Origin of the sequence: Curtobacterium sp. AB7 (assembly GCF_044909335.1) — a bacterium.
GTDB lineage: Bacteria > Actinomycetota > Actinomycetes > Actinomycetales > Microbacteriaceae > Curtobacterium.
Map to the genome: position 1 here is coordinate 173,934 of NZ_JBIYED010000004.1, position 19,030 is coordinate 192,963.

Sequence of the window (19,030 nt, forward strand, 5' to 3'; positions counted from 1 at the left end):
CTCACTTGACGGCGAGCTTCGACAGGTCGAGTCGCGAGTTGCCGCCGTCCACGGGGAAGCCCGTGACGCCGGCGCGCACCGCGGTGATCTCGGTGGCCGTGTAGAGCCACTCGCCCGCGGCGTCCTCGCTCACGATCTTCGCGGCCTTCCGCAGGGCGTCGACCTTGGCGTCCTCGTCGGTGGCCGCGATCGACTGGGCGTACAGCGACTGCACCTCGGCGTTGTCGTAGCCGAAGTAGTAGTCGGGGTTCGCCCAGTTGCCGAAGTCGCGGGCCTCGACGTGGTCCACCATCGACAGGTCGAAGTCGCGCTCACCCGACTTCGGCGCCTGGAACACCGACGACAGCCAGGTGGCGAAGTCGACCCGCTTGACGGTCAGGGTGATCCCGACGTCGGCGAGCTGCGACTTGAGCACGTCGCCGATGGTCGCCGGGTAGATGTTCGCGTACGTCAGCGTGAGCTGCAGGTTCTCTTGACCGGCGGCGGCGAGGAGCTGCTTGGCGTTGTCGGGGTCGTACGCGTCGATGTCCGTGAGGTCCTCGTACCCGGGGTCGAGTTCGGGGATCGGCCCGCCCTGCTCGACACCCGTGCCACCGATGGCCTTGATGAGGGCCTTCGGGTCGATCGCCTGCCGGATCGCCTGGCGCACGCGCTTGTCGGTGAACGGCGCCTTCCGGTCGTTGAACGCGAGCGTGTACTTGTCGGTCGTCTTGCCGGAGTGCAGCGCGATGTCCGAGTTGCCGTCGAGCTGGCTCTTGAGTGTTCCGTCGACCGGGTTGAGGACGTCGAGGTCGCCGTTCGCCATGGCGTTGACGGCCGTCGACGGGTCGGTGATGTACCGGAAGACGATCTTCGCGACCTTCGCCTTCGTGCCCCAGTAGTCGTCGTTGCGGTCGAAGGTGAGCGAGTCACCCTGCTTCCAGCTCGCGACCTCGTACGGTCCGGTGCCGTTCGCGCTGTCCGACAGGTCGTTCGTCGCGGCCTTCTCGAGCACCAGGCCGGCGCGGCCGGTCAGGTTCCACAGCAGGTCCGAGTCGGGCTTCGCCAGCTTGAGCTCGACCACGCCGGTCGACGGGGACGTGATCGAGGTGACGCCGGCGAGCTTGGCGGAGTCGACGTAGGTCTCGTTCGACTTGACCTGCTCGAGCGACCAGACCACGTCTGCCGCGGTGACGTCCTTGCCGTCCTGGAAGGTGATGCCGTCGCGCAGCGTGAACGTGTAGGTCAGGCCGTCGTCGGAGACCTCGTGTTCGGAGGCCAGCACGTCGCGGACGTCGCCGTCGGCGGTCCGGCCGACGAGCCCCTGGTACACGTTGTCGATGAGCACCTGGTCGAGCGCTGCACCGGACTGCGTGCGGATGTCGAGGCTGGTCGGTTCGAGCACCAGGCCGACGCGCACGGTGGCGTCGGTGCCGCCGTCCTCGTTCGACGAGCCGGAGCAGCCGGTCAGCGCGAGGGCGGAGACGACGGCGACCGCGGTGGCGGCGAGGGCAGCGCGTCCGATGCGCGTGGTGCGCGCAGCCCGAGCGGTACGGCGGGGCAGGAGTGGACTCATGGGGTGTGGGTTCCTTCCGGGCGCGAGGGCGATGATCAGTGCTCGCGCTCGCACGAGGTTACCGGCGGCCGGTGTCGTCCGCGGTCGGTTCTTCGATCCGGTGCAACAAACCGTGACGTTCCGCCCATGCCCGGATCGCCGCAGCGAGTTCGAGCGGCGCCTGGTTCTGCACCGCGTGCCGGGCGGTGACCGTCACGATCTCGGCGTCCGGCAGCCGCTCGGCGAACGCGGCGTGCAGCTTCGGCGAGACGTACCCGCGGTCGCCGCGGACGAGCAGGATCGGCACGCGCAGGGCCTCGAGGTCGGGCCACGCGTCGGCGAAGCGCCCCACCGACGACGTGCGGCCGGCGGGCAGGTGCGGGAAGTGGTGACGCCGCACGAGCGCGCCGTCGTCGCCGAGCCGCGTGGTGTGTCGCGCCTCACGCAGCAGCACGTGCCGATCGTCACCGACACGTGCTTCGATCGCCCGGTCGACGACCTGGTCCAGGGTGGCGAACGGTTCCTCGGCCTCGAGCGCCCGGGCGATCCGGTCGACTGCCCGCTGCGCGAAGTCCGGCGACATGTCGACGAGCACGAGGCCGGTGACCCGCTCCGGTGCCGTGGCCGCGAGCCGTGCCGACAGGATCGCGCCGAGGGAGTGCCCGACGACGACCCCCGGCGGCACCCCCAGGGCGTCGAGCGCCGCGAGCACGGTCGGCGCCGTCACGGACGCCCCGTAGTCCGCGTCGTCCCGCCACGACGACCGGCCGTGGCCGGGCAGGTCGAGGGCGACCGCCGGCTCGCCGACGGCGAGCGCGGTCTGGTCGAAGCTGTGGGCGTCGATGCCGAGCCCGTGCAGGTAGGTGATCCGGGCCTCCCGGTCGCCCCACCGGATGGCGGACGTCTCCTGCCCGTCATCGGTGCGGACCACCTGCCTGGAGGCGCGGAGCGGCTTCGTCACGCCGCTCGCGCGGGCGAGCGCGGCCAGGTCTGCGAATTCTTCGTCGGGGGCATCGGACACGAAGCGATCTTCGCACCGTCCGCGGGGTCTGGAGGCGTTAGGTAAGGCATGCCATACTCGGATCCGTGGCAACCCGGTACCGCGTCTTCCCCGTCCGTGTGGCAGCGGTCACGTCGCTCACCCCGCACTTCGTCCGGGTGACGCTGACGGGCGACGCCCTGGCGGACTTCTCCTCGGTCGGGCTCGACCAGCGGATCAAGGTCGTCCTGCCGCTCGACGGCGTGGGCTTCTCCGAACTGCCCGAGGACGAGGACTGGTACGCCGCCTGGCGTGCCCTGCCGGACGCGGAACGGAACCCGCTGCGCACCTACACCGTCCGCTCGTTCCGGCCCGACGCCCGCGAGCTCGACATCGACTTCGTCGCGCACGGTGACGCCGGACCCGCATCGCGGTGGGTGTCGTCCTGCCGGGTCGGCGACGAGCTCCGGATCGTCGGACCCCGCGTGCCGGAGTCGCCCGAGGACCTGCCGACCGGTGCCGCCGAGTTCGCACCCGGGCACGCGAACCGCATCCTGCTCGCCGGGGACGAGACCGCCGCCCCGGCCATCTGCGCCATCCTCGAGGCGCTCGACGTCTCGACCGTCGGCCACGTCTTCATCGAGGTGCCGACCGACGCCGACCGGTTGCCCGTGACCGCCCCCGCCGGGGTCGAGGTCCGCTGGATCGCCCGGAACGGTGCGACCCACGGCGTGCGCATGACCGACCAGGTGCACGCCTGGGCGTCGTCGGTCGTCGCCGGTGCTGCGTCCGTCGCTGGTCCTCCGTCGGTCGCCGCCGGGCCCGCTTGTGGGGACGCCGTCGAGCTGGCGGACGTCGACGTCGACGAGCAGGTGCTCTGGGACGTGCCGGCCACCGAGGAGTCACGCCCCGTGTACGCCTGGATCGCGGGCGAGGCCGGCTGCGTCAAGGAGCTCCGACGGCACCTGGTGCGCGGCGTCGGCATCGACCGGAAGCAGGTCGCGTTCATGGGGTACTGGCGGCACGGCAAGGCCGAGAACTGAACGCCGCAGCCGGACTGCCGACCAGCGAGGCCGGAGTCCCGACGACCGCGCTCGGCGTGCGTGGGCTGACGCTCGCGTACGACGACCGCATCGTGGTGGACGCGCTCGACGTGGACGTCCCCGACGGTGAACTGACCGTCATCGTCGGCCCGAACGCGTGCGGCAAGTCGACGCTGCTGAAGTCGCTCGCACGCACCCTCAAGCCCCGAACCGGCACCGTGTACCTCGACGGAGCGCCGATCGACTCCTACCGTCCGAAGGCCGTGGCCCGGCGGGTCGGCATGCTGCCCCAGACGCCGATCGCCCCGGACGGCATCACCGTGCGCGACCTGGTGTCCCGCGGGCGGTTCCCGCACCAGGACCTGCTGCACCCGTCGTCCGGGTCCGACCGGCGTGCCGTGCAGGCCGCCCTCGAGCAGACGTCGACGGTGGAGCTGGCGGACCGGAGCGTCGACGAGCTCTCCGGCGGGCAGCGGCAGCGGGTGTGGATCGCGATGGTCCTGGCGCAGGAGACCGACATCGTGCTGCTCGACGAGCCGACGACGTTCCTCGACATCGCCCACCAGTACGACGTGCTCGAGTTGGCCTCGGCACTGCACGCCGCGGGTCGGACGGTCGTCGCGGTGCTGCACGACCTGAACCAGGCGGCGCGCTACGCCACCCACGTCATCGCGATGCGCCAGGGGTCGATCGTCGCCGCCGGACCCCCGGCCGCGGTGCTGACGGCCGACCTCGTCGAGGACGTCTTCGGCCTGCCGTGCGTGGTCGTCCCCGACCCCGAGACCGGCACGCCCCTCATCGTCCCCCGTCGTCCCGCCGCCTGATCCGCGGCCGCGCGCTCCGGGCCCGCCCGGGCCCACACCCCGCCCGCCCGCACCCCGCACCCCGCCCGCCCGCACCCCGAGGTTCCGAGATCTCGGCATCTCGCGCCGCATCCGGGCCGTCCGTGGAACCTCGGCGCGACGCACGCGGCATGTCGTGGAACCTCGGCGGCAGGGGTGGAGGGCGTCTGACCGACCGCTCGACGCCGCCCCGACGGGGTGTCGCGACCGACCACCGTTCCTCAGCCGGTCAGGAGGCCGGACCCACGGCGGACGGGAAGCCCGTGGCGGCCGTGATCCGTGCCTCCCGTCCGCCGTTCGGTCACGTCTCGTCGCCTGGCCGGCCCTCACCGGAGGTCACGGCGCACCGCGTGTGCTGCGCCGAGTGGTCACGGACCGTCGAAAGCGGCCGGAGTCGCCGACGGTCTGCGACCACTCGGCGCCGGCCCGACGGGGTGTCATGACCGATCGGCACACGGCAAGGGGGGGGGGTACAGGAGTGGGCGCCGCGCACGGCTACCCGTCAGCGGTAGCCGCCGTCCTCCAGCCCCGCCTCGACCTCGAAGCGGTTGCGGAGCGGGTCTCGGCCGGCGACGGCGTACAGCACCGGCATGAGCATGCCGTACCGCCGCCACTGCTCGACGTGCACCCGCTCGTGCCGCAGCACCCGGGCCCCGTCGTTGTCCCGGGTCAGGTACACCGACCCCACGCAGGTGCCGCCACGACGGAACACCCACCGTGGCAACCCCGAGCAGACGACGAGCCCGTCGACCACGCGGACGCGACCGGTCGACAGCGGCACACCGATCGCCAGGCCCACCGCCGTGGCGAACAGCCAGCCCACCCGCGACACGGGGGAGTCGAGCAGCGCCCGGCGTGCCAGTCCGCGCATGCTCAGGCCGGGCGGCCGTAGGTCTCGAGCAGACGGAGCCAGATCTCGTTCATCGTCGGATAGGCCGGCACCGCGTGCCAGAGGCGGTCCACCGGCACCTCGCCGACGACGGCGATCGTCGCCGCGTGCAGCATCTCGGCGACGTCCTGGCCGACGAAGGTGACGCCCACGACGACCCCGCGGTCCTCGTCGACGACCATCTTGGCGCGGCCGGTGTAGCCGTCGGCCTGCAGCGCGGAACCCGCGACGCCGCCGAGGTCGTACTCCACGGCACGGACGTTCAGCCCCTGCTCACGGGCGGCCTTCTCGGTCAGGCCGACGCTCGCGACCTCGGGGTCGGTGAACGTGACCTGGGGGACCGCGGCGTGGTCGGCGGTCGCGACGTGCGCGCCCCACGGTTCGGTGTGCAGCGGCGTGCCCTGGTGCCGGGCGGCGATCGCCTCACCGGCCGCGCGGGCCTGGTACTTGCCCTGGTGGGTGAGGAGGGCGCGGTGGTTGGCGTCGCCGACGGCGTACAGCCAGTCGGTGCCGTGCACGAGCATCGTGTCGTCGACCTCGAGCCAGTCGCCGGCGGTGAGCCCGACGGACTCGAGCCCGAGGTCGGCGGTGTGCGGGGTGCGGCCGGTGGCGGCGAGCACCTCGCTCGTGATGACGGTCGTGTCGTCGTCGAGCGTCGTGGTGACGAGTCCGTGCTCGTCGCGGTCGACCCGCACGGGGCTCACGCCGGTGCGGACGTCGACACCGAGCTCGCGGAGGGCATCGGTGACGAGTTCGCCGGCGAACGGTTCCATGCCGCCGAGCAGCCCGTGCCGGGCGACGAGGGTGACCTTCGCGCCGAGCGATGCCCAGGCGGTGGCGAGCTCGGAGCCCGCGACACCGCCGCCGATCACGAGCAGGCTCTCCGGCACCTGCTGGGCGCTGGTGCCCTCGCGGGTGCCCCACGGCTTCGCCTCGGCGAGACCCGGCACGTTCGGCAGCGCGTGCAGCGACCCGGTCACGACGGCGACGGCGGCACGGGCGGTGTGCGTCTCACCGCCGACCTCGATGGTCTTCTCGCCGGTGATGCGGGCGTGGCCGCGGATCAGGGCGATGTCGGCGGACTCGAGCCAGGAGACCTGACCGTCGTCCTTCCAGTCCGAGGTGAACGAGTTGCGGCGGGCGAGCACGTGGGCGGCGTCGAGGTCGCCGGTGACGGCCTGCTTCGCACCGTCGAGCCGCTTCGCCGCTGCCAGGGCATGGCCGCTGCGTAGCAGCGCCTTCGACGGCATGCACGCCCAGTAGGAGCACTCGCCGCCGACCAGTTCGGACTCCACGATGGCGACCGCCAGGCCGCGCTTGTGGGCGTAGTCCGCCACGTTCTCGCCGACTGCGCCGGCGCCGATCACGATGAGGTCGTAGTCCGTCATGAGGCCGAGCGTACGCGGACCGGCATGGGGTGCGCCCGGCGCGCCGGGTCGGTTCTCAGGCCACCCGGGAGGCGCTGGTCAACGCCCCGACGACGCGCAGGATCACGCCGAGGTCGTCCACTGCACGGTCTGGGTCGACGGGAGCGAAGCCGGTGAGCGCGGCGCCGGCCAGGCGGCGGCCGCGGGTCGCGGCCTGGATCCGCTCGACCAGTCCCGCTCCGTCGAGTCCGAACGGCACCGGCTCGAGCAGGCCGTCGACCTCGGACGGGTCGAGGACGTCGAGGTCCACGTGCACGAACACCGACGTGGCACCGGTGGCGTCGACCGCGGTGGCGAGGGCGTCCGGGGTGGCGGCGTCGACGTCGAGCCGGGTGATCCCGGCACGGTCGAGGGCGGCGTCCTCGGCGTCGTCGAGCCCGCGGACGCCCGCGACCACCACCGAAGAGGCGGCGAGCACCGGCAGCGTGGGGAACAGCTCGTCGGAGCGGTCGACCAGGATCCGGAGGGCCGCGGTCTCGGCGGCGACGGGCTGGGCGCGGTTGAGTGCGCGGTACCCGCTGGACCCGGCGATGCGCACGAACGCGGTGTCCGGGCCGAGGCCGACGGTCGCGCCGAGGACGCTCGCACCGTCGCCGCCGACGACGAGGACGGGTTCGCTCGCGACGCCGGTCTCCTCGGCCACGCGATCGGCGACGGCGAGCACGGAGGTGTAGCGCGCGACGGCCGTCTCGAGCCGGTCGCCCGCGCCGGCGGGGACGTCGACCACGGTGGTGGACGCACGGGGGAGGTCGGCCGCGATCGCGGTCGCTCCGTCCCCGAGGCGCATCGCGCGCGACGACGCCGAACCCTGCCACTGACCGACCACGAGGAACTGCATCGTCTCAGTCTGTCAGTTGGGGTCCGGCGTCGTCCGGGAAGGTCAGAGGCTCGACGAGCCGCCGGACTTCAGCGCGGCGAGTCGCGCTTCGACCTCGGCGTCCTTGCCGACGTCCTCGAGGCTCTCGAACTGCGCGTCGAGGCTCGACGACTGCAGTTCCTGCTGCCCGAGGACCTTGGCCTCTTCGCGACGGACCTTCTCCTCGAAGCGACCGAGGTCGCTCGTCGGGTCGAGCACGTCGATGTTGCCGAGGGCGTCGTTGACCTTGGACTGCGCCTCGGCCGTCTTCGAGCGCGCGACGAGGTTGTCGCGCTTCGCACGGAGCTCCTCGAGCTTCTGCTCCATGCCGGCCAGGCCGGTCTTGAGCTTCTCGACCGCTTCGTTCTGCGAGGCGAGGTTCGGCTCGGCGTCCTTGACCTCCTGCTCGGCGGCGATCTGCTTGCCGATCGCGATCTTCGCGAGGTTGTCGAACTTGTCCGCCTCGGCCGTCTTGCCCTCGGCGCGGTACTTGTCCGCGGCGGTGGAGGCGTTGGCGGCCTTCTGGCCCCACTCCGACGAGGCGCGCTTGTCCTCTTCGTGGTCCTGCTCGAGCAGGCGCACGTTGCCGATCGTCTGCGCGATCGCCGTCTTCGCGTCGGCGATGTTGTTCGTGTAGTCGCGCACGAGCTGGTCCAGCATCTTCTGCGGGTCCTCGGCGTTGTCGATGAGCTGGTTGATGTTCGCTCGCACGAGGGTGGAGATGCGGCCGAAGATCGTCTGCTTTGCCATTGCTGTTCCCTTTCCTGGAAGGTCTGACGTGGTGTGTCTGGTCTGTCGGGTTCTGGTCTGTGGGGTTCGTGGTCCGGCCGTGGGGTGGAACGGGCTCAGAAGCGGCCGCCGCCGGAGAACCCGCCGCCGCCCCCGCCGCCGCCCCCGCCGCCGCCGCCGCCGAAACCGCCCCCGCCACCGAAGCCGCCGCCCCCGCCACCGAAGGAGCCGCCGCCGAAGCTGCCACCGCGACCGCCGAGCAGGCCGCCGAGCACGATGCCGGTGACGAGGCCGCCGAGTTGTGCGCCGTTGCCGCCGCCCCCACCGAAGCCGCCGCCCCCGCCGCCCCAGCCGCCCATGTCGTCGTTCGCCGAGTCCATCGCCGCGGCGGCGTACTGCTCGGCCGCGCGTGCTGCCTGCAGTGCCTGTCCGGGGTCGGTGGTGGCGAGCTGCACGGCGTCGTCGAGGGCGCGTTCGGCCTCGGACAGGCGGGTGCGGGCAGTCGGTCCGATGCCGCCACGGTGCAGCGAGATGTACTCGCGCGCCTGGCTGATCCGGTTGCGGGCGTCGCGCAGGGCGTCGTCGAGGGCGCGGGACGCCCGGCGCTGCTGCTCTTCGGCGCCCCGGGCGGCCGCGATGGCCTGGTCGATCTCGGTGTTCGCCTTCGTGAGGGCGTCGACCGCGGTGATCGGGTCCTTCGGGTCGAACCCCTGCCGCAGGACGGTCTGTGCCCGGGTCACGGCCGCGGCGAGGTCGGGACCGCCCACGGTGAGGGTCCGGGCCGCGGCGACGTCGCCCTCGATGTCGATGCGCATGGCCTCGGCGCGCGCGGTGGCCTCGGTGAAGGTGCCCTCGGCCGCGATCGCGCTGTTCGTGAGCTGCTGCACCTGCGCCAGGGCGTGCTGGGCGTCTCGCACGGCGATCACCGCTTCCCCCTTGTCGCCGGCCGCGATCGCCGCGGTGGCCGCGTTCGAGCGTTCGGTGGCGTAGGCGAGGACCTGGTGGGCCTGGTCGACGTTGTCGGCCACGGTCGCGAGGGTGCGTCCGGTGTAGTTCGCTCGGACGCGGTCGAGCGAGGCCGCTGCTGCGCCGACCGACGCCGGGGCCTCCGCGACCGCCTGGGCCAGCGCGGCGGCTGCTTCCTCGACGCCGTCCTCGAGCGACCGGAGCTTGTCGAACGACTCGGTCTGTTCCTCGATCGAGGCGTGCGCCTGCTGGCAGATCGCGATGATCTGGTTCGCCCAGTCGGCACGCTGCTGCGGGGAGTCCGGGATCTCGTCGTCGAGCTGCTGCCGGAACGTGAAGGCCTTGCGCACGGCCTGCTGCGCGGCGGCGACGGCGTCGGCGAAGGGCTTCGCGGCGTCGGGACCGAACTGGGCCGTGGCGAACCCGACCTCTTGCTCGGCGGTGCGGAGCTCGTCGTCGATCGTCACGAGCGCGCCGCCGGCGGTGCGCTCGAGGTCGGCGAGGGACTCCTGCTGCGCCTTCGTGGCCGCGGCGGTCTTCCGCTTGTTCCGGGTGCGGATGACGAGCACGACGACGACCAGGCCGACGACGATGACGAGCAACAGGATCCAGAGCCAGGTCAGGTTCGGCGGTGCCTGGGTGTCCGTCAGGCCGTTCGCGAACGCCACGGCTGCACCGGACCAGTCGTCCTGCTTCAGCGCGGGGAGCAGGGAGTCGTTCACGGCGCTCTGCACGTCGGACTCGGAGATGGCGGTCTCGTTCGTCTGCTGCACGTCGTAGTTGCGGTCGTCGACCGCGACCGACAGCAGGATGCCGTCGGTGTCGATCTGGTTCTGCTCCATGACCGCGGATCCCCACGCGGTGTGGTCCGTCGGATCGGTGAACGTCGGCACGAACACGACGTACAGCTGCGTCTGGGTCTCGGCGTACAGGTCCTGCACCGCCTGTTCGACCTGCGCCTGCTGCGAGGAGCTGAGGGCGTCGGCTTCGTCGAGGACGTACGCCCCGCCCAGGTCGACCGGTGCCGTGGCCTGCGCGGTCGCCGCCGGAGCCAGGACGATCAGCATCGCCACGACCGCTGCCGTGACGCGACCCCAGAGTCGCGCTGTCCCCCGTTCCGTCCTCGACCCGCCTGTGCCCGATCCGCGCTGGACCGTTCGCATCCGTCCTCCGTCCGTCACCGGTCGGCGCCGTCGACGCCGTCCCGAACCGCGCCTGAGAGCGCCGTCGCCCGGAGTCTATCCACGGCGTGGGGGCGTCGGACGGACTCTCGGCGAACACTGTGGACAAGCCGATCCATGGGTGTCTTGTCCCCCGGAGCGGGGTAGGCTGGCGGCACTGTTCGACGACGAACGGAAGGGAACAGCAATGGAGCGAACCACGAGTACCGAGGTCGTCCCGCTCGAGGACGGCTACCACCGCGTCTCGACGCCGGCGACCGGCGTGATCGGCTTCGTGCGCGAGCACGACGGCCGCTACGAAGTGCTGCGCGGACGCGTCCGCCAGGCGACCCGGTCCGAGGGTCTCTACAGCACGATGAACGTCGCACTGATCGCACTGACCCACGCGTAGCGACCACGGCCCTGGGCCGGCCACCCGCACACCCGTAGGCTGCGTGCGTGGGTGAGTCGGGCCTCCAGGCCGTCGTCGTGACGCTGTGCGCGACGGGTGCGGACCGCGCTGCCGACCGGGAGGCCCTGGTCGCCGCCGTCGCCTCGGCTGCGGCGGTCGAGACGGCCGCCGTGCGCGCGGGGCGCGTCTGCCCGCACTGCGCGAGGACCGACCACGGTCGCCCCTGGGCCACGGTGCACGGCACCGCCTTCGGCGTCAGCCTGTCGCGCACGACCGGTGTGCTCGCGGTCGCGGTCGCGCCCGGCCCGGTCGGCGTCGACCTCGAGCGGGTGTCCCGCGTCGGCGCAGCGCCCCTCGACGCCTTCACGCCCGGCGAGCGCGAGCGCTCGGCCGGCGATGCCGGCTTGCTCGCGGCCTGCTGGGCGGCGAAGGAGGCCGTGCTGAAGCGCGATGGTCGGGGCCTGCGCGTCGACCCGCTGACCGTGGACGTGGACGTCGACGCCGCAGCCGGCACTGCGCGGTTCGAGGGGCGAGACCACCCGGTGTCGGTCCACCGGCCGGACCCCGACCTGGTGCTCGTCGTCGCGGCCGGCGGGCTGCCCGTCGTGGTCGAGGGGCCGCTCAGCGGGGGAGTGTGAGCACCTCGGCGCCGTCCTCGGTGATCGCGATGGTGTGCTCGGTGTGGGCCGTCCGGGCTCCCGTGGCACTGCGGAGCGTCCAGCCGTCGGCATCGGTGACGAGCACGTCGGTGTCCGCCATCACCCACGGCTCGAGCGCGAGCAGGAGGCCGGGCCGGAGCGTGTAGCCGCGGCCCGCGCGGCCCGTGTTCGACACGTGCGGGTCCTGGTGCATGGTCGAGCCGATGCCGTGGCCGCCGAACTCGACGTTGACGGGGTAGCCCGCACCCTCGAGCACGGTCCCGATGGCGTGCGACAGGTCGCCGATCCGGGCCCCGGGTCCGGCGGCGGCGATCCCGGCGGCCAGCGCGCGCTCGGTCGCGTCGACGAGGGCGAGGTCCTCGTCGCGCGGGGTGCCGACGACGAAGCTCACGGCGGCGTCGGCGGCGATGCCGTCCAGCGACACCGCGAGGTCGAGGGTGAGCAGGTCGCCGTCCGACAGGGCCCGGTCGTGCGGCAGCCCGTGCAGCACGGCGTCGTTCACGGCGGTGCAGATGTGGTGGCCGAACGGACCGCGGCCGAACGACGGTGCGTAGTCGACGTAGCAGGAGTCCGCGCCGGCGTCCTCGATCATCCGCTTCGCCCACCGGTCGATCTCGAGCAGGTTCGTGCCCACGCGGGTCCGGTCGCGCAGGGTCTGCAGGATGGTGCCGACGAGGGCACCGGTGGCACGGGCCTTGTCGACCTCGGCGGGCGTCAGGATCTCGATCACGCGGATGATCATACCGGTATTACTATGTGGGGATGGTCCGTCTCCCGCTCCGCCCCGACGAGGTCGCGCGCGGCCGCCGTCTCGGTGCCCTGCTCCGCCGCGCACGTGGCCCACGGTCGATCGTCGACACCGCCCTCGCCGCCGGGATCTCGCCCGAGACCCTCCGGAAGATCGAGACCGGGCGGATCGCGACGCCGGCGTTCTCGACCATCGCCTCCGTCGCCGGCGTGGTCGGACTGTCGCTCGACGCGGTCTGGTCCGAGATCAGCTGCGACCCAGCGGACGACGGCGAACTGGCTGGCTAGTCGACGAGCGGCGCGGGCAGTGCCGGCACCGACGCCTCGTCGATCCACGGGCCGGTGACCGCCCTGACGGCCTCGACGTCACGGCCGGCGGCGTCCGCGAAGGCCTCGAGCACGTCGGGCACCGTCACCGAACCGTGCCGGTGCCGTTCGGTGATGTTGCGCAGCCCGGCGCAGAACGCGTCGTCGCCGAACGTGCGGCGGACGGCGTGCAGGGCGAGGGCGCCGCGCTTGTAGACCCGGTCGTCGAACATGTCCTTCGCGCCGGGGTCGCCGACGACGAGGTCCTCGGGCTGGCCGAGGACCTCCTGCCGGTACTGCGCCGCGAGCACGTCGGCGGTGTCGCCGCCGTGGTGCTCGGACCACAGCCACTCGGCGTAGCAGGCGAACCCCTCGTGCAGCCAGATGTCCTGCCAGCGGGTCACCGTCACCGAGTTGCCGAACCACTGGTGCGCGAGCTCGTGCGCGATGAGCCGGTCGGTGCCGTGCTCGCCGTCGACGTGGTTCCGGCCGAACACCGCCAGCCCGTGGGCCTCGAGCGGGATCTCGAGCTCGTCGTCGGTGACCACGACGCCGTACGCCGCGAACGGGTACGGGCCGAAGCGATCCGAGAACAGCGCGAGCATCTCCGGCACCTGCCCGAAGTCGGTCTTCGCGGCGGCCGCCAGGTCGGCGGGGTGGTGCAGGGTCACGGGCACGACGGCGCCGCGGAGCCTCGTCGTGCGGTACCGCCCGATCTGCACCGTCGCCAGGTACGTCGCCATCGGCTCGGTGGTGGCGTAGGTCCAGCGGGTGCCGATGCGGTCCCGTTCCTTGCCGAGCAGTTCTCCGTTCGCCAGGACGTCGTACGCGGCCTCGGCGGCGATCTCGAACCGGTAGGTCGCCTTGTCGTCCGGCCGGTCGTTGCACGGGAACCACGAGGGTGCCCCCGTCGGCTGGGCCGCGACGATGACGCCGTCGGTGAGCTCCTCCCACCCGACCTGGCCCCAAGCGCTGCGGACGGGGCGCGGGTTGCCGCGGTACCGCAGGTGAACGGTGAACGTGGTGTCGGCCGCGATCGGCGACGCCGGGGTCACGGTGACCTTGTGCACCGCCTTCGACACCTTCTTCGCGCGGGTGCCGTCGACGTCGGCACGCTCGACGCTCAGGCCGTGCAGGTCGATGACGATCCGGTCGAGGGGTTCGTGGGCACGAGCGGTGATCGTCGCCGTGCCGTCGAGGCGGTTCGTGGCGACGCGGTAGTCGAGACGGAGGTCGTAGTGCTCGGCGCTCCAGCGTCGGTCGCCGCTGTGCGGGGTGTACGGGTCGGCAGCGGGGGTGTTCGGCACGGTCCCAGTCAACCCCATGGCGCCGGTCAGTCCGCCACGGTGGCCGGTTCGGCTGTCCACGGAGCGATGGGGTTGCCGGACCAGCGGGACCCGGTGGGCACCTGCTCACCGCGCATCACGAGCGAGGCGGGCCCGACCGTGGCGCCCGTGCCGATGCCGGCTGCGGGCAGGACGACGCTGTGCGGCCCGAGGGTCGCACCGGCGTCGAGCCGCACGGTGTCGAGCTGCATCACCCGGTCGTGGAACAGGTGGGTCTGCACGACGGTCCCGCGCGCCACCGAAGCGCCGGCGCCGATCGTGACGAGGTCGGCCTCGGGCAGCCAGTAGGTCTCGAGCCAGGTGCCGCGGCCGATCGTCGCGCCGAGGCTCCGCAGCCACGCCGCCAGGGCCGGGGTGCCGGTGGCCTGCTCGGCGAACCAGGGCCGGGCGACCGTCTCGACGAAGGTGTCCTGTACCTCGTTGCGCCACACGAACGACGACCACAGCGGGTGCTCCCGGGCGGTGATCCGGCCGACGAACGCCCACTTCGCGATCGTCGACACCACGGCGGCGACGGCCCCGGCGACGATGAGCACCGGTCCGGCGAGCAGCACCGTCCAGCCGACGCCCACCGCCGACCACAGGGCGAGCAGGGTGCCCGCCACCCCGAGGGCGATCGCAGCGGACACCATCGGGGCCACGAGCCGCAGCAGCTCCCAACAACCGCGCGCGACCTTGAGCCGCACGGGCGGGCGGAAGGTGCGCTCCTCGTCGAACTGCGTCGCCGCACGTCGCAGCCGGACCGGGGGCGAGCCGAGCCACGACGACCCGCGCTTGGCCTTCTTCGGCACGGCGGACAGCACCGCCACCAGCGCCTCGCGCGGGACGGAGCGTCCGGCGCCCGTCATCCCGCTGTTGCCGAGGAACGCCCGGCGCCCCACCTTCGACCGGCCGATCCGCACCCGGCCGCCACCGAGCTCGTACGTGGCGACCATGGTGTCGTCGGCCAGGAAGGCACCGGACGCGATCTGCGTCAGCGCGGGGATGAGCAGAACCGTGGAGATCTCCGTGTTCCGGCCGACCTTCGCCCCGAGCAGCCGCAACCACACAGGCGTCACGAGCGAGGCGTACAGCGGGAACAGCAGCGTCCGCGCCGCGTCCAGCACCCGCTCCGTCGACCACGCCTGCCAGCCGATCCGTGAACGCACAGGGTGGCGACCCTCGTGCAGCCCGATGCCGAGCAACCGCACCGACCCCACCACGAGCACGGCGTACACGGCCCCGGCGACGACGGTCGCGAGCGGCACGGTCGCGAGCGCGCGCAGCACCGCGTCGCCGAGCGTCGACGCGCGCCCGACCAGGGCGACGGCGACCAGCAGCCCGACCGCGACACCGATCACCGGCAACCCAGCCACGGCCACGGAGCCGGCCCCGTACGCCAGCAGCCAGCGTCGACCAAGCGGGGGACGGGCCTCCCGGCCGTACCTGGCCGACCCGACGCGTTCGGCAGGCGAACCCGCCCAGCGCTCACCGGCGGGCACCCGCCCGGCGACGGCCGAGCCGGCCTCGACCTCGGCGCCCACGCCCACGTGCGCCCCGGGCAGCAGCGTGGTGCGGCTGTGCACGACGGCGTCGTCGTCCACGCGGACCCTGCCGACGCGGAACACGTCACCGTCCACCCAGTGCCCCGCGAGGTCCACCTCGGGCTCGATCGACGCACGCTTGCCGATCGTGAGCATCCCGGTGACCGGCGGCAGCGTGTGCAGGTCGACGTCCGTGCCGATCCGCGCCCCGAGCGCACGGGCGTAGTAGCTGATCCACGGGGCCCCGGCGGTCGAGGGACCGTCGACCGCCTCGGCGATCCGCTCCGCCAGCCAGACCCGCAGGTGAACCGAGCCACCCCGGGGGTACGACCCCGGCCGGACCCCGACCAGCAGCAGCCGGGCCAGCACGACCGTGAGCGCCATCTTGCCGATCGGCGTCACGAACACCAGCAGCGCGACGACGAGCGCCGGCCAGGGGAGCACCGGCAGGAACGGCAGCGTCGTCGCGTGCAGCACCGCCGCGACCAGGGCCGTCCACGTCAGGACCCGCAACCCGCGCAGCACCTGCACCGGCAAGCCGAGCAACGTCATCGCGAGCCCCGTCGTCGGCGGGACCGGCGTCACGTCGCGCGATGCGGCCGCCACCGGACCGGACTCGTCCAACGCGGCCGCCAGCGCGCCGATGCGCGGGTGGTCGTAGACGTCGGCGACGGTCGTCGACGGGAACCGCTCGCGGATCGCCGACACCAGCTGCGCCGCCGTCAGCGACCCGCCACCGTGCGCGAAGAAGTCGTCGTCGACGCCCGACACCGGCACCCCCAGGATCGCCGCCCAGCGCTCCGCGATCCACGCCACCGTGTCCGGCAGCATCGCGGCGTCGGTCGCCCCGGGCAACGGCCACGGCAGGGCGGCACGGTCGACCTTGCCCGACGTCCGCGTCGGCAACGAGTCCACCACCGCGACGAGCGGGACGAGCGCAGCGGGCAGCTCCTGGCGCAACCGGGCGTTCGCAGCCGCGACGTCCACCGTGGCACCCGCCACCGGCGCCACGTACCCCACCAGCACCTGGTTGCCCGCCGGGGTGCGCTGCACCACGGCCGCACCACCGGCCACGTCGTCGAGCGCCTGCAGGGCCGCGTCGATCTCACCGAGCTCGATGCGCCGACCGCCGAGCTTCACCTGGTCGTCCGCGCGCCCCTGGAACACGAGCCCCTCGGGGTCGTACCGCACCAGGTCACCGCTCCGGTACGCCCGGTCCCACCCGAGCTCCGGGAACGGCGCGTACTTCTCCGCGTCCTTCGCCGGGTCCAGGTACCGCCCCAACCCGACACCACCGATCACGAGCTCACCGACCCCGCCCGGATCCACCCGCTGCCCGACACCGTCCACGACCGCCAGGTCCCACCCGTCCAACGGCAGCCCGATCCGGATCGGCTGCCCGCCGTCGAGCAGTGACCCGCACGCCACCACCGTCGCCTCCGTCGGACCGTACGTGTTCCACACCTCACGATCGCGACTGGCGATCCGCGCCGCCAGCTCCGGCGGGCACGCCTCACCGCCGAAGATGACCAGCCGCACCTGCTCCAACGCATCGTCCGGCCACAGCGCCGCGAGCGTCGGCACGGTCGACACCACCGTGATCGTGTGCGCGATCAACCACGGTCCGACGTCCACCCCCGTCCGCACCAACGACCGCGGCGCCGGCACCAACGCGGCACCGTGCCCCCACGCCAGCCACATCTCCTCGCACGACGCATCGAACGCGACACTCAGCCCCGCAAGCACCCGGTCACCGGGACCGATCGGCGCCGCCTGCAGGAACATCCGCGCCTCGGCGTCGACGAACGCCGCAGCACTGCGGTGGGTGACCGCCACGCCCTTCGGCACCCCGGTCGACCCCGACGTGAAGATGATCCACGCGTCGTCGTCCAGGCCGGGGAGCTCGGCGCTCGCCGCGGGGTCCGTCACGGGCAGCTCGCCGCCGTCGCGGTCGCGCAGGACGCCGCCGGCCCCGATGACGCCGACGACGCCGGCCTCGCCGAACACCAGGGTCGCGCGTTCCTCGGGGTCGTCGGCGTCGACGGGAACGTAGGCGGCTCCGGCGGCGAGGACCGCGAGGATCGACAGGTACAGGTCACGCCCGCCGGAGGGGATCCGCACCCCGACCCGGTCACCCCGGCGAACACCGCGACGGGCGAGGTCGTCGGCCTGCGCGCGCACGAGGTCGAGCAGGGCGGCGTAGTCGACGGTGCCGGCGGGGTCTTCGAGCGCGGTGGCGGTCGGGTGGGTGGCCGCGGTGGCCGCGAGGACGTCGAACAGGGTCCGTGGTGCGGGGGCGTGCCCGCCGCGGGCGAGTTCGAGCTGCGCGTTCCCGGTGCCGGTGGTCATCGGTTCCCTCTTCCCGGTCGCGTGCAGGACGACCGGCCCGTGATCCTAGGGGACCGAGGTGTCGCGCTCGGAAACACGGGGTAGCGCGGTGCGCGCGGGCTCTTCGTGAGCAGAAACTGTCGAGTCGCGTTCCCCGACCCGACCATTCCTGCTCAGCATCCGCCTCATCATCCGCGCGAACGCCGACATCGGCCACGAGATGCGCGACCCCTCCCGGAGAAGCCTCGACGGGGAAAGGCCGCCGCAGGCGGCATCGGCCGGTGCCGACTCCACGAAGCGGAGACGGCACCTCGGCCGGCGATTTCCAGTGCCCCCAGGAGGATTCGAACCTCCGCCCCTGCCTCCGGAGGGCAGTGCTCTATCCCCTGAGCTATGGGGGCCAAGGGGTGCAACAACCGTAGCAGGTCCGGCGCGCCCTCCCGGACAGCGCGTGTCGCGCACGAGACGCGGCTGCAGGGCGGACGGGAGGCGCGGTGCGGGCCCGCCACGGGCCTCCCGTCCCCACCGTGCGCGCGTCGCGGGCCCGTGCGGGGTTGCGCGCTCCGTGCGGCGCTGCAAGCGCGCACCAGGCGTGCACCCTCGCACCGGGCGGCGGACCCGGCACCGTGCCGGCGCGGGCGCGTCAGCCCGCGGGCGTCGCCGTCGCCGTCGCCGTCGCCGACCCTGACGGCTGCAGCGCTGCGCGCACCGCGTCGACGACCGGCTGTGCGCCGCCGGGCTCGGTGAACAGCGTCGACTGCGTGGTGATCCAGTACGGGTCGGCGAAGGCGTCCGCGCGGCCGACGGCGTCGTTCAACGCGAAGTAGCCCTCGACGCGGTAGGTGGGGACCGATCCGCCCCGGTCGTACAGCGCGTCCTTCAGGTTCGTGAGCGACTTCTCAGGCAGGTCGGCGACCGCCAGGGTGATCGTCTCGGTGTCGTCGTCGGTGGCGACGAACTGGCAGACGCGACCCCGCTGCTTCGCGATCGTCGCGGCGGGGGAGCCCTTCGCCGGGGTGAAGGAGTCGTCGAGCGCGAAGGTCGTCCCGTACACGGACAGGGCCTCGGTCGGCAGGAGCTCGGCGCAGGTCTGCGACACCGTCTTGCCCACCGGGGCCGCGCTGGGCGTCGGGTCGCTGTCCCCGCCGCCCGAACAGGCCGACAGGGCGAGTGCTGCTGCGACGGTGACGACGGCGACGGAGCACGCCCGGGCACGGCTTCGGGTGGTCATCCCGACATGATGGCCCATCGTCCGGCGTGCACCTGGGTGTCCCGGTAGACTCG

The 19,030-nt window shown here is 73.0% G+C and carries 16 protein-coding genes and 1 tRNA gene; 5 read left to right on the forward strand and 12 right to left on the reverse strand.

From position 1 onward, the window contains the following. Nucleotide 1: 1 nt before the first annotated feature. Complete coding sequence (locus ABH929_RS11075) at nucleotides 2-1,555, reverse strand: ABC transporter substrate-binding protein (protein WP_404561279.1); 1,554 nt, start codon at nucleotides 1,553-1,555, stop codon at nucleotides 2-4. A 58-nt stretch (nucleotides 1,556-1,613) separates the two neighbouring features. Beyond that, a complete protein-coding gene (locus ABH929_RS11080; protein ID WP_404561280.1) occupies nucleotides 1,614-2,555 on the reverse strand; it encodes an alpha/beta fold hydrolase in 942 nt (313 codons plus the stop codon). A 65-nt stretch (nucleotides 2,556-2,620) separates the two neighbouring features. On the opposite strand from ABH929_RS11080, the gene ABH929_RS11085 reads away from it, so the two are divergent. Next, the gene (locus ABH929_RS11085) at nucleotides 2,621-3,556 is read left to right on the forward strand and encodes a siderophore-interacting protein (protein ID WP_263092297.1); all 936 of its coding nucleotides are present in this window, start codon (nucleotides 2,621-2,623) and stop codon (nucleotides 3,554-3,556) included. A gap of 56 nt (nucleotides 3,557-3,612) precedes the next feature. Continuing rightward, complete coding sequence (locus tag ABH929_RS11090) at nucleotides 3,613-4,380, forward strand: ABC transporter ATP-binding protein (RefSeq protein WP_240347335.1); 768 nt, start codon at nucleotides 3,613-3,615, stop codon at nucleotides 4,378-4,380. 520 nt (nucleotides 4,381-4,900) lie between these two features. Here the strand turns inward: ABH929_RS11090 and ABH929_RS11095 are convergent. From ABH929_RS11095 to ABH929_RS11115, 5 genes are all read right to left on the reverse strand, one after another. Next, nucleotides 4,901-5,269 (reverse strand): Fe-S oxidoreductase, encoded by a 369-nt coding sequence (locus ABH929_RS11095; protein WP_131846467.1) that lies wholly within the window; start codon nucleotides 5,267-5,269, stop codon nucleotides 4,901-4,903. A 2-nt stretch (nucleotides 5,270-5,271) separates the two neighbouring features. After that, nucleotides 5,272-6,675 carry a dihydrolipoyl dehydrogenase family protein gene (locus ABH929_RS11100; protein ID WP_404561281.1) on the reverse strand — a complete coding sequence of 468 codons (1,404 nt, stop codon included), beginning with the start codon at nucleotides 6,673-6,675 and terminating at the stop codon, nucleotides 5,272-5,274. Between the two features lie 55 nt (nucleotides 6,676-6,730). Continuing rightward, nucleotides 6,731-7,552 (reverse strand): arginase family protein, encoded by an 822-nt coding sequence (locus ABH929_RS11105; protein ID WP_404561282.1) that lies wholly within the window; start codon nucleotides 7,550-7,552, stop codon nucleotides 6,731-6,733. Nucleotides 7,553-7,594: 42 nt separating this feature from the next. Further along, a complete protein-coding gene (locus ABH929_RS11110) occupies nucleotides 7,595-8,320 on the reverse strand; it encodes a PspA/IM30 family protein (protein ID WP_123294264.1) in 726 nt (241 codons plus the stop codon). 95 nt (nucleotides 8,321-8,415) lie between these two features. After that, complete coding sequence (locus ABH929_RS11115; RefSeq protein WP_404561355.1) at nucleotides 8,416-10,332, reverse strand: TPM domain-containing protein; 1,917 nt, start codon at nucleotides 10,330-10,332, stop codon at nucleotides 8,416-8,418. A gap of 301 nt (nucleotides 10,333-10,633) precedes the next feature. On the opposite strand from ABH929_RS11115, the gene ABH929_RS11120 reads away from it, so the two are divergent. Together ABH929_RS11120 and ABH929_RS11125 are read left to right on the forward strand one after the other, a co-directional pair. Further along, the gene (locus tag ABH929_RS11120) at nucleotides 10,634-10,837 is read left to right on the forward strand and encodes a hypothetical protein (protein WP_071255966.1); all 204 of its coding nucleotides are present in this window, start codon (nucleotides 10,634-10,636) and stop codon (nucleotides 10,835-10,837) included. Between the two features lie 47 nt (nucleotides 10,838-10,884). After that, entirely contained in the window at nucleotides 10,885-11,475 is a 591-nt protein-coding gene (locus ABH929_RS11125) for a 4'-phosphopantetheinyl transferase family protein (protein WP_404561283.1), read from the forward strand. Here the strand turns inward: ABH929_RS11125 and map are convergent. Continuing rightward, nucleotides 11,459-12,226: a type I methionyl aminopeptidase gene (gene map / locus ABH929_RS11130; RefSeq protein ID WP_404561284.1), complete on the reverse strand. Its 768-nt coding sequence runs from the start codon at nucleotides 12,224-12,226 to the stop codon at nucleotides 11,459-11,461. The two genes, ABH929_RS11125 and map, sit on opposite strands and share 17 nt — an antisense overlap. 32 nt (nucleotides 12,227-12,258) lie before the next feature. On the opposite strand from map, the gene ABH929_RS11135 reads away from it, so the two are divergent. Continuing rightward, nucleotides 12,259-12,531 (forward strand): helix-turn-helix domain-containing protein, encoded by a 273-nt coding sequence (locus ABH929_RS11135; protein WP_263090533.1) that lies wholly within the window; start codon nucleotides 12,259-12,261, stop codon nucleotides 12,529-12,531. Here the strand turns inward: ABH929_RS11135 and ABH929_RS11140 are convergent. From ABH929_RS11140 to ABH929_RS11155, 4 genes are all read right to left on the reverse strand, one after another. After that, on the reverse strand, nucleotides 12,528-13,856 hold the full coding sequence (locus ABH929_RS11140; RefSeq protein ID WP_404561285.1) for a M1 family metallopeptidase: 1,329 nt from the start codon (nucleotides 13,854-13,856) through the stop codon (nucleotides 12,528-12,530). The genes ABH929_RS11135 and ABH929_RS11140 overlap by 4 nt on opposite strands. A gap of 26 nt (nucleotides 13,857-13,882) precedes the next feature. Next, complete coding sequence (locus ABH929_RS11145; RefSeq protein ID WP_404561286.1) at nucleotides 13,883-17,767, reverse strand: Pls/PosA family non-ribosomal peptide synthetase; 3,885 nt, start codon at nucleotides 17,765-17,767, stop codon at nucleotides 13,883-13,885. Between the two features lie 308 nt (nucleotides 17,768-18,075). Then, a tRNA-Arg gene (locus tag ABH929_RS11150) sits at nucleotides 18,076-18,147 on the reverse strand. Nucleotides 18,148-18,389: 242 nt separating this feature from the next. After that, nucleotides 18,390-18,977 carry a hypothetical protein gene (locus tag ABH929_RS11155; protein ID WP_404561287.1) on the reverse strand — a complete coding sequence of 196 codons (588 nt, stop codon included), beginning with the start codon at nucleotides 18,975-18,977 and terminating at the stop codon, nucleotides 18,390-18,392. Nucleotides 18,978-19,030 lie beyond the last annotated feature (53 nt).

Coding starts and splice junctions, on each gene's coding strand:
- ABH929_RS11145 (WP_404561286.1), bottom strand. CDS start 17,767: ATGACCACCGGCACCGGGAACGCGCAGCTCGAACTCGCCCGCGGCGGG.
- ABH929_RS11095 (WP_131846467.1), bottom strand. CDS start 5,269: ATGCGCGGACTGGCACGCCGGGCGCTGCTCGACTCCCCCGTGTCGCGG.
- ABH929_RS11135 (WP_263090533.1), top strand. CDS start 12,259: ATGGTCCGTCTCCCGCTCCGCCCCGACGAGGTCGCGCGCGGCCGCCGT.
- ABH929_RS11155 (WP_404561287.1), bottom strand. CDS start 18,977: ATGACCACCCGAAGCCGTGCCCGGGCGTGCTCCGTCGCCGTCGTCACC.
- ABH929_RS11115 (WP_404561355.1), bottom strand. CDS start 10,332: ATGCTGATCGTCCTGGCTCCGGCGGCGACCGCGCAGGCCACGGCACCG.
- ABH929_RS11110 (WP_123294264.1), bottom strand. CDS start 8,320: ATGGCAAAGCAGACGATCTTCGGCCGCATCTCCACCCTCGTGCGAGCG.
- ABH929_RS11120 (WP_071255966.1), top strand. CDS start 10,634: ATGGAGCGAACCACGAGTACCGAGGTCGTCCCGCTCGAGGACGGCTAC.
- ABH929_RS11105 (WP_404561282.1), bottom strand. CDS start 7,552: ATGCAGTTCCTCGTGGTCGGTCAGTGGCAGGGTTCGGCGTCGTCGCGC.
- ABH929_RS11100 (WP_404561281.1), bottom strand. CDS start 6,675: ATGACGGACTACGACCTCATCGTGATCGGCGCCGGCGCAGTCGGCGAG.
- ABH929_RS11075 (WP_404561279.1), bottom strand. CDS start 1,555: ATGAGTCCACTCCTGCCCCGCCGTACCGCTCGGGCTGCGCGCACCACG.